Annotated in this window: 4 protein-coding genes and 1 tRNA gene; 2 read left to right on the top strand and 3 right to left on the bottom strand. The window is 61.1% G+C overall.

Annotated features, from left to right (window positions below; genetic code table 11):
- Positions 1-275 precede the first annotated feature (275 nt).
- Positions 276-1,388, top strand: a complete 1,113-nt coding sequence (gene ruvB / locus SYN60AY4M2_RS12825) for a Holliday junction branch migration DNA helicase RuvB (RefSeq protein ID WP_099813090.1) — start codon at positions 276-278, stop codon at positions 1,386-1,388.
- A 37-nt stretch (positions 1,389-1,425) separates the two neighbouring features.
- Here ruvB and SYN60AY4M2_RS12820 read toward each other — a convergent pair whose 3' ends face one another.
- Positions 1,426-4,125 (bottom strand): phycobilisome rod-core linker polypeptide, encoded by a 2,700-nt coding sequence (locus tag SYN60AY4M2_RS12820; protein ID WP_099813089.1) that lies wholly within the window; start codon positions 4,123-4,125, stop codon positions 1,426-1,428.
- Positions 4,126-4,365: 240 nt separating this feature from the next.
- Here SYN60AY4M2_RS12820 and SYN60AY4M2_RS12815 point away from each other — a divergent pair, with 240 nt between their 5' ends.
- A complete protein-coding gene (locus tag SYN60AY4M2_RS12815; protein ID WP_168173616.1) occupies positions 4,366-6,489 on the top strand; it encodes a glycosyltransferase family 61 protein in 2,124 nt (707 codons plus the stop codon).
- Here SYN60AY4M2_RS12815 and SYN60AY4M2_RS12810 read toward each other — a convergent pair.
- Positions 6,490-6,573 (bottom strand) — tRNA-Leu (locus SYN60AY4M2_RS12810). It lies immediately after the preceding gene.
- Positions 6,574-6,616: 43 nt separating this feature from the next.
- Positions 6,617-8,587 (bottom strand): tetratricopeptide repeat protein, encoded by a 1,971-nt coding sequence (locus tag SYN60AY4M2_RS12805; RefSeq protein WP_099813088.1) that lies wholly within the window; start codon positions 8,585-8,587, stop codon positions 6,617-6,619.
- Positions 8,588-8,805 lie beyond the last annotated feature (218 nt).

Raw genomic sequence — 8,805 nt, 5'->3', positions numbered from 1 at the left:
AACCGTGCCAACCTGGGGATGGAAGTGATGCACGAGCGGAATGCGCACAACTTCCCGCTGGACCTGGCGGCGGTGGAAGTGGCGCCGGCCATCCGCGGCTAATCCACTCCTGACCTAGTCGATCAGTCCTTCTTGAATCCCCTGGCAGACGCTGGGGGGTTTTTTCTTCTACCGCCCTCTCCGATCCAGGTGGGAGACCAAAATGGCAAACGGTTTCACCAGGATCTTTCCCCCAGTCAGTTAGAGTAGGGCTATCGCATCTGCGAGTAAAGGATATGGCGATCATTTCTTCTCGGGCTGCGGGGGCTGAGGATCCCGGGCAGGGGCAGCAAAAGAGTTCTGCTCGCAGAAGAGAGTCGAAATTGGCTTTTGCTAGGGCGGAAGGGCTACTGCAACCGCAGGCTCACCCCAGCGAAGCTCAAGAAGAATCCCTGCGCCCGCGCACCCTGGCAGAGTACATTGGCCAGACAGAGCTGAAGGAAGTGCTCTCCATCGCTATTGCAGCGGCCCGCGCCCGCGGGGAGCCTTTGGATCACCTGCTGTTCTACGGCCCGCCTGGCTTGGGCAAAACCACGGTGGCCGCGGTGCTGGCGGCGGAGATGGGATCCCGCTTCTACATGACCACGGCCCCGGCGCTGGAGAGCCCCCGTGACATTGCCGGCTACTTGGTGCGCCTGAAGCAGGGGGACGTGCTGTTTATCGACGAGATCCACCGCCTGCCCAAGGTAACCGAAGAGCTGCTCTATCCAGCAATGGAGGATTTTCGCCTCGACATCACTGTTGGCAAGGGACGCTCGGCCCGCATCACCTCCATACCCCTGGAGCGCTTTACCCTCATCGGGGCCACTACCCGCATTGGCGCTCTGACTTCGCCGCTGCGGGATCGCTTTGGCCAGGTGCAGCGGCTGCGCTTCTATGAGCCCCACGAACTGGCGGAAATTGTGTTGCGCAGCGCTCGCCTCTTGAACACCTCCATTGACCGAGCGGGAGCCGAGGAGATTGCCCGCCGATCCCGAGGCACACCGCGCATTGCCAACCGCCTCCTGAAGCGAGTGCGCGATTATGCCCAGGTGCGGGGGGATGGCCACATCAGCCGTGAGGTGGCAGCCGCTGCCCTGGAGCTGTTTCAGGTGGATCCCATGGGTTTGGACTGGACGGATCGCAAGCTGCTGACGGTACTGGTGGAGCAGTTTGGGGGAGGGCCCGTGGGCTTGGAGACCATGGCCGCAGTGACAGGTGAAGATCCCCAGACAATTGAGGAGGTGTACGAGCCCTACCTGCTGCAGATTGGCTACCTGCAGCGCACGCCAAGGGGTCGGGTGGTTACCCCCGCTGCCCTGCAGCACTTAGGCTACACAGCCCAGTCCCCTCTGCCTGTGTGGAGCTAATGGTTTTCCTCTCCCACCAGGGGAGAGGGGGGTTGAGCTAGCTGCGATCGTTGCTGCCAACAGGTCTGAAACTGGGCACCACGAGCTCCTTGTTTTGCTTGGTGAGGCGGCCATACAGCTCTTGGGTGTTGGGGAAGTTGGCCGCCGGCAAGGTGGGGAAGCGGCGGTAGGGCACCGTGTCCTCGCCGAAGAGATCCCGATACTCCTGGGTGTTGAGCAGGGCGCGCACGAAGGCCTTCAACCCCTGGGTGGCCAAGATCTGGTTGTACTTGCGGATCTCCTGCTGGTTTAGGGGTGCGCGGCCCAGGAAGTGCTTGGTGCCCAGCTCGATCACCTTGGTATTGGGATAGGGAGCGTAGAACTCGGAGCGGTACAGTTCCGAGCACCCCAGCGCCTCGACGAACTCCTTGACGGTGATCTCGCCATTGCGCAGCTTGGACTCGGCAGAGCTGAGCTCGGCGCTGATGTTGTAGATGTCCATGTCGCGCTCGAAGATCTGCCGGTAGGCGGCGCGGATGAGGTTGTTGACTTCGGCTTTGTTGGCCAGGCTGGTGAGCTTGAAGATGGGTATCTCTTGGCGTACCTTGGGCACCCCCTGCTGGACTCGCCGCTGGATCTCCAGCTCGCCGGAGGGCTTGTCCTGGGGCTGGCCCAGCTTGACAAAGAGGGGGATATCGTCGTCGGTGCGGATGGGCCTGGTGACCACGGCCATGTCGCTGGATCCGGGGCGCATGCGCCGCCGCGCTAGACCGGCAGGGGTGAGGTAGCGCTCGTAGGGCACGACGTCTTCCCCGAAGACCTGCTGGTACTCCTCGCTGTCGAGGATGGCGTCCACGACGGCGTAGAAGCCTTTCTTGGAGGCGATGTCAAATAGGCGGTTCATCTCCTGGCGGCCGTAGGTGGGTCGGCCCAGCAGCTTGCGGTGGATGAACTCGATGGCTTTGCAGACATAGAGGCTGGACCAGTACTTGTTGCGGAAGAGATCCGACTTGGCCAGTTGGCGAATAAACTCTTTGACAGGAATTTCCCCCGACTCCAGCTTGATCTCCCAGCGGGTTAGCCGTTGGCCTTCGTAGGGCATGTAGCCGTACACCTGCTGGTAGCAGGCGCGGATCACCGCTTGGGTCGAGACTTCGCTGCCAACAATCCCGGCCCGCACCCCTAGCCGCCGGCTGCGATCGCCGGGGGTTTGGGTGAGCTTGAAGACTTTGGGGCCAAGGCTGGCGGGATCCCCTGCTGCTTTGGGATTGGTGCGGTCGTTGGTGAGGGCAAAGCCGCGCCGGATAAGGATGCGCTTGACATCCTTGTTGAAGGGGGCGGGGCTGGCGTTGAGGGAGCGGGTTTCTTTGGGGAAGATGGCGCCAAATTGGATCTCCAGCGGGTCGTTGCCGGCGCCGTAGGCGTGCTGATCCGGCAGAGGCCGGTTGTAGCGGGCAAAGAGGGTAATGAACTGGGGCACCTTGCGGCGCGGGGCAGCGTAGGTGTAGAGGTCGAACTTGGCTCCCCAGTTGGCGCTGGTTTGGGCTTCTATCCCCAGCTTGCGCAGGTAGGGCACCGTCTCCTCGCCGAAGTAGTCCCCGTACTCGCGGCTGTCCACCAGGGCGTCCACCAGGCCGGCCAGGCCCTTGCTGGAGACGATGGCAAAGTAGGTCTGCACCTCTTCACGGGTCTCTGGTGCCCGTCCCAGGAAGTGGCGGAAGGCCAGCTCCACAACGCGGCTGTTGATGTAGGGCTCGTAGAACTGCTTGCGGTAGAGTTCGGATTTGCCCAGGCGGCGGATAAACTCCTTCATGGAGATCTCGCCGTTTTTGACCTTCGACTCCAGGTCGGCCAGCTTAAGGCCATAGGCACGGCGGATATCCCGCTCGAACACCTGCCGGTAGGCGGCTTTGATGACCTCTTCTTTCTCAGCATTGGAAAGCCCCGGCTTCATGGCAAAGACGGGAACCTTTTCTGCGGCCAAGTTGTAAACCTGGGGTAGCTGTAGCCCTTGCAAGGGCAGGCCATCGGCGGTGCTGGCGTTGCGCTGCCGCAGCTTGTCGGAGGGAGCAGGGGCAATGAACTCGCTCAAGAGCACGTCGAAATACTGGTTGATGATGGCCACCGCCTCGCCATCTTTGCGGAAGTAGCTGGCTGAGGCCCGCTTCATCTCTTGGATGGCGACAATGGTGGCCTCGGCAGAGCAGGCGTTTTCGATGATCTCCCGCAGGCCACGGGTGTTAACCACAAGGATATTGGGATCCCCGGCCACCAGGGCGTAGGTGACATAGCGCAGGAACCAGCTTAGATCCCGCAGGGACTTGCGCATGTTGGCAGCTCCGTAGCGGGAGATGTTGATGGGGCGGAAGTTGGGCGGGATCTCCACGCCGCTGGCGCTGAAGAGATTGCGGATGGCCTCGAGGAAGCCACCCGTGGACTCCACATAGAAGGCGGTGCCCAGCTTAAAGGCTTCTTTCTCGTCTTGAGTGACTTCTGGCCGCTCCAGGTAGGCCATGGGGGAGCCGCCGGTGAAGATGCGGTTGGCAGCCCGGCTGACAATGATTTCGGAGTTGGCGGCGATGACCTCGGCAATCTGCAGCCGCTTCAGACCGCTGGAGAAAAAGTCGTCAAGGCGATCCAGCTCGGTGCGCGAGAGGTAGCGATCCTGCTGTTCTGCCTGGGAGATGGTGGAGAGGGGCACGGTTTGGTAAAGACGGGGGCTGGAGACGACTGCGCCGCCAGATGCGTTGATACCCATCGCTCTCTTAAACTCCGTTTATCGAAAAACTGCCGACAAGGCTCAGGGAGGATGCCCCGGGAAAGGGGCTGACCCATGGACTTAGCTAAACCGGCCCCCATCCCTCTCAGAGTTGGGGAGGAATGGACGCCGCGTCCCTGAGGGGGAAGCCAAGCCTAGAATACTAGGGGGATGCGACCAGAGGGGGGAGGTTGTTGCAGTTTGTAACACTCATTCTCAGTTGCCTTCTCGTCAAAAACCATGGCCTCTGACCCTTCTTTGCACCTTCCCGACTCTCTGCGGGCAGACTGGGAACAGGGATGCTACGGCTCTGTTGCTCAAAGTTTGCAGCGGCAGCTTGAGCAGGGATCCCAAGAGCCCCTGCTGTATTGGTGGCTGGGATCTGCCTACCTACTCCTGGGGCGGGAGCTAGAGGCGCAGCTCACTTGGCAGGAGGGTCTGGCCCTCCTAGGGGCCGAAGCTGAGGCTACCCGCTGCTGGGCAGAGGGACTGCTGGAGCTGGCAGAGGGGCTGTGGGAAAGGGGGCAGTGGCCGCAGGCGGCAGCCTTGTATCGGCAACTGGTGGAGGGCTCCCTTCCCGCCGACCTAGAACCTGTGCAGGCGCTGGCCGCCCATCGCCTTGGCCGAGTCCAGGAGCGCAGCCGACTGTGGCTAGAAGCAGCAGAGTGGTTTGAAGAGGCCTGCCGCTGGGATCCAACAGCCGCGGAAAGCTTTTGGCGCTGGGGTCTGGCCCTGCTCAAGTTGGGCCGGCTGCGCGAGGCGCTCTCCCCTCTCCAAGAAGCGGCCAGGCTAAGGCCGGACTGGGGGGATCCCTGGGTGCAGATGGGCCTGGCTTGGCTGGATCTGGGGGAGCTGGAGCAGGCGGTGGCCTGCTTTCAGGAGGCAGCGGCGCGGGGCACCCAGACAGCAGAGCTCTACAGCTACTGGGTAGAGGCTCAGGTGCGGCGGAATGACCCGCAGGGGGCTTGGGAGAAGTTCCGGCAGGCGCTGGCGGCGGAGCGGGAGTGGCTACAGGCCTGGTGTGAGGGCAGCGGCAGAGACAGTCGGCTGCGGCTGGAGCTGGAGCAAGCCCTCCAGGGATCCCCGGGCAAGTTTTGGCAAGAGCGGTATCGCCTCTGGCAGCAGCGCTGGCTCCCTGCGCAGGCAACCCTTCCTTCCCCAGCCTGCCAGAGCCCACCGCCCAGTGCTGGCAACCCCCTGCCAGTGCCCAGCCAGGGCTACCTCACCACCCGGCAGTGGCACCAGGCCACGGGCGAGGGCAGCTACCAGGTGTTGGATCCAGAAGGGGTTCTCTACCGGCAAGCCCCGCCGACGGCTGACCCTGCCATTGGGCAAAAGCTGCGCTCACAGCGGATCCCGCTGGCCGAGACCTTTGTGGTCCAGATCCCGCAGGGATCCGTGCACGTGGGCCACTATCCCCGCCACCTCTACGCCAGCTTTGCCAGCGCCGTGCTTACCCGTAGGAGGGAGTTGCTGGCCGATGTCTCCCCCGGCTTGCCACCGCCGGAGTTTCTCGACTGGGACTGGAAGTCGGAGCACCTGGAACACCACCCCATTTGGGACTTGCCTCACCTGCCGCCGCCAATTCCGCTGGAGGGCTCTGCTGCCCTCTTGCCCCTGGGGGCAGTCAACTACTTCCATTGGATGGTGGACATCCTGCCCGCCCTCGAGCTCCTACGCCGCGCCGGCTTCCTCGAAAAGGACATTCCCATCTTGATCCACGGCTACCAGGGCAAGCCCTTCCAAGTGCAGAGCTTAGCTGCCCTGGGGATCCCCACAGAACGCCTTCTAAGCTTCGAGCAGGTGGGGGGATCCCATCTGCAAGCGCAGAACCTCATTGTGCCCTCGCTGGCTGGGCCGGTGGGGTGTCTAACCCCCAGGGGCTGGAAGGTGCTGCAGCAACTGGTTCCTCTGGGGCAGGCGGCGGATCCCTTGTTGCCGCGGCGGGTTTACATTAGCCGTCGTGCTGCTCGCTGGCGGCGGGTCATCAACGAGACGGAGGTTCTGGAGGCCCTGCGCCCCTGGGGCTTTGTGCCTGTGCAACTGGAAGTCCTTTCCCTCGCCGAACAGATAGCCTTGATGCAAAAAGCAGAGGCAGTCATGGGGATCCACGGGGCGGGCCTGACCAACCTTGCCTTTTGTCAACCTGGCACGGTTGCCATCGAGATCTTCCCTAGCAATGCCGTGCTCCCCTACTTCTGGAGCCTTGCCCAGGTGGTGGGGCTAAACTACTTTCCCCTAGTGGCCCCAACCTGCGACCCCGCCCTGGTGGCCCTGCTGGCTAGCCCAGAGCTGGATCGGGAGGATGCCTGGGTGCCGGTTCCGGCTCTACTTGCCTTGCTAGAGCAAACAGGGCTGCAGTAATGGGATCGGAGGGACTCGAACCCTCACGTTCTTGAGGAACAACGGATTTTAAGTCCGTAGCGTCTACCATTCCGCCACGATCCCTGAAGTAGCCGTACTACTCTACCAAAGGGTTTGCTGTGGGGGGCTAGGAGGCTTCTATAGGGAGAGTATGGCATGCCAGCTTCTGGCAGACAGCCTGGCGCAGGAAATGAGCTAAGGCCGCCACGCAGTCTTGATCCTCAAGAAGCAGGTCGCGCCGCTCTTGGATTTGCTGAGCGATTTGCTGCCGAAATTGGGGATCCGTTCCCAGTTGTACGGCCAGCTCTTCGTAGCGCTGGAGGTCTGGGGCAATTAGAAGCTCAAGGCCCATTCTTTTGAGGATGGCGTAGGTGTGGCGGCCCCGCAGGAACCGGCCAGGGCAGGTGACCACCGGCAAACCGGCAGCAATGGCTTCCAGGGTGGTGATCCCGCCCGACCAGCCGTAGGAGTCCAGCATGATGTCCGCGCAGCGATTGAGATCCAGGTAGTCTTGGTGGTCCAAGGCGGGCAGGATTCGACAGTGGTCTTCCACCGCAAGACCATAGCTGGAAAAGATGGAGGCAAGCCGCTGCCAGAAGCGCTGACCAATGGCAGCATTGGGCAAGGCCAGGAAGACAAATTGGGCCCTGGGCACTTGCCGAGCAATAGCTGGAAAAAGGTAGTCGTATTGCGGCAGGTACTTGCCCAAATACTGGCAGGTGAGATAGACAACGGCCTCTTGAGGCAGACCAAAGTCCTCGCGGTAACGTCTCTGGGGAGGCAAAACGGGCTTTTCAAAACAGGTACCCAGGCGGGGCAGTCGAACCAAGGTTTCGCTGTAGTGGGCCTGCCCATTTTCAGGCTCCATGAGGTCGCTGGAGAGAAAGTAGTCAATGGTCGACAGTCCCGAAGTAACCGGATGAGCCCAGGTGGAGCATTGGACGGGGGCTAGCCGCAGGGACGTCAGCTGCAACATAAGGGGAGAAAGGCCAATTTCCAAGTACACCAAAACATCCAGCTGATCCTGCAAAATTTGGCGGGCAGCCTCTTCAAAGCCAGTGGGAATGTGGCGAAAGACATCGGCATGCTGACGGTATTGCTCCGTCAGGAAATCAACTCTGGGATCCAAGTGGTAGGCAAAGACCTGGAAAGGCTGCTTGGAGCTGGCCTTTAAGTACTTCACCCACCCCAAAGAAAGGCGGCTGTAGGAGCAAGCGCGCATGGAGGCCGAGACAAACCCAACGCGAATGGGATCCCCTGGCCGGGCTTGCCGGGGGAGATACTCCCAATCGGGGTAGCAGGCTTTCACAATGCGCTGCACAAACTGAGCGTATTTCTTCTGCAGCTCCAAGTCGTCGTAGCCCTGGTACTGCAGAAGGTGAGGCGTTCCCCAACTTGAGCCTAAAAAAGCAAGCCGCCGCTGCTCTGGGGTGTCTAGGGGCGTCTCCTGAATGAGGCGATCCAGGTGCTCTACAAAGCGCAAGCGAAAGCGGTGCAGCTCCTGTTCATCCTGATAGATAGCCGGCAGATAGAGGTGGTAAAGCCAGCGGGCTTGCACCAAGTTAGGATCCAAAGTCCATGCCTTTTCCAGGTGATCCAGAGCCGCGCTGTGTTCCCCTTGCTCGCGATGGGCTATCCCCAGATAAAAATGCACCTCAGCCCAAGGGATCCCTGCTAGTGGATCTGGATTTTCTAACAACGATCCCAGCAAGGAGATTGCCTCTTCGTGGCGGCCTAGGTTAACAAGAATCTTGCCCGCTTGAAAGGCAGAAAGGTAAGCCTTGGGATTGAGGCTCAGGCTCTGCCGATAGCAAGATAGAGCCTTTTCCAGTTGCCCCAAAGACTCATAGACAACGCCCAGGTTGTGATGATAAAGGGCTACGCGGGGATTGAGCTCAATGGCCTCGGCAATCAAAGCAGCCGCCCATTCCCCCTCCCCTTTGGCGTGGGCCACCGTCCCCAGCAGGTGCAGGGCATCGGGTTGCTCGGGAAACTCCGCCAGAATTTGCGAGTAAATGGCTTCCGCTGTTCGCAAGTCGCCAGCCTGCTGGGCCTGGATCCCGGCCAGCAGCTTATCCTTGGGGGCGAGATCCGACATTGAAACAAGGGAAGCTGGAGAGTTTTCCTCACTATAGGCCCTCCAGCTCCGATTAGAACCCCCCTCGCCGCCTTCCTCTCCCTAGGTCTCATGTTGCCAAAAGCACATAAAAACGGTATCAACGCTTCTGCGAGCGCCTCGCCAAAACCCGCAAAAGCCGATTTTTTCGTTGACCCGCTCGATGCCTTGCGCCACAAGGCTTTCAGGCCTCTCACCCC

The sequence above is a fragment of the Synechococcus sp. 60AY4M2 genome, assembly GCF_002760375.1.
Classification (GTDB): Bacteria; Cyanobacteriota; Cyanobacteriia; order Thermostichales; family Thermostichaceae; genus Thermostichus.
The sequence above is the reverse complement of the archived record's forward strand: the minus strand, read 5'-3'. Positions and strand labels throughout refer to the sequence as shown.

What these genes read in the sequence shown, in the direction of transcription:
- SYN60AY4M2_RS12820 (WP_099813089.1), bottom strand. Translation starts at nt 4,125, where the DNA reads ATGGGTATCAACGCATCTGGCGGCGCAGTCGTCTCCAGCCCCCGTCTT.
- SYN60AY4M2_RS12815 (WP_168173616.1), top strand. Translation starts at nt 4,366, where the DNA reads ATGGCCTCTGACCCTTCTTTGCACCTTCCCGACTCTCTGCGGGCAGAC.
- SYN60AY4M2_RS12805 (WP_099813088.1), bottom strand. Translation starts at nt 8,587, where the DNA reads ATGTCGGATCTCGCCCCCAAGGATAAGCTGCTGGCCGGGATCCAGGCC.
- ruvB (WP_099813090.1), top strand. Translation starts at nt 276, where the DNA reads ATGGCGATCATTTCTTCTCGGGCTGCGGGGGCTGAGGATCCCGGGCAG.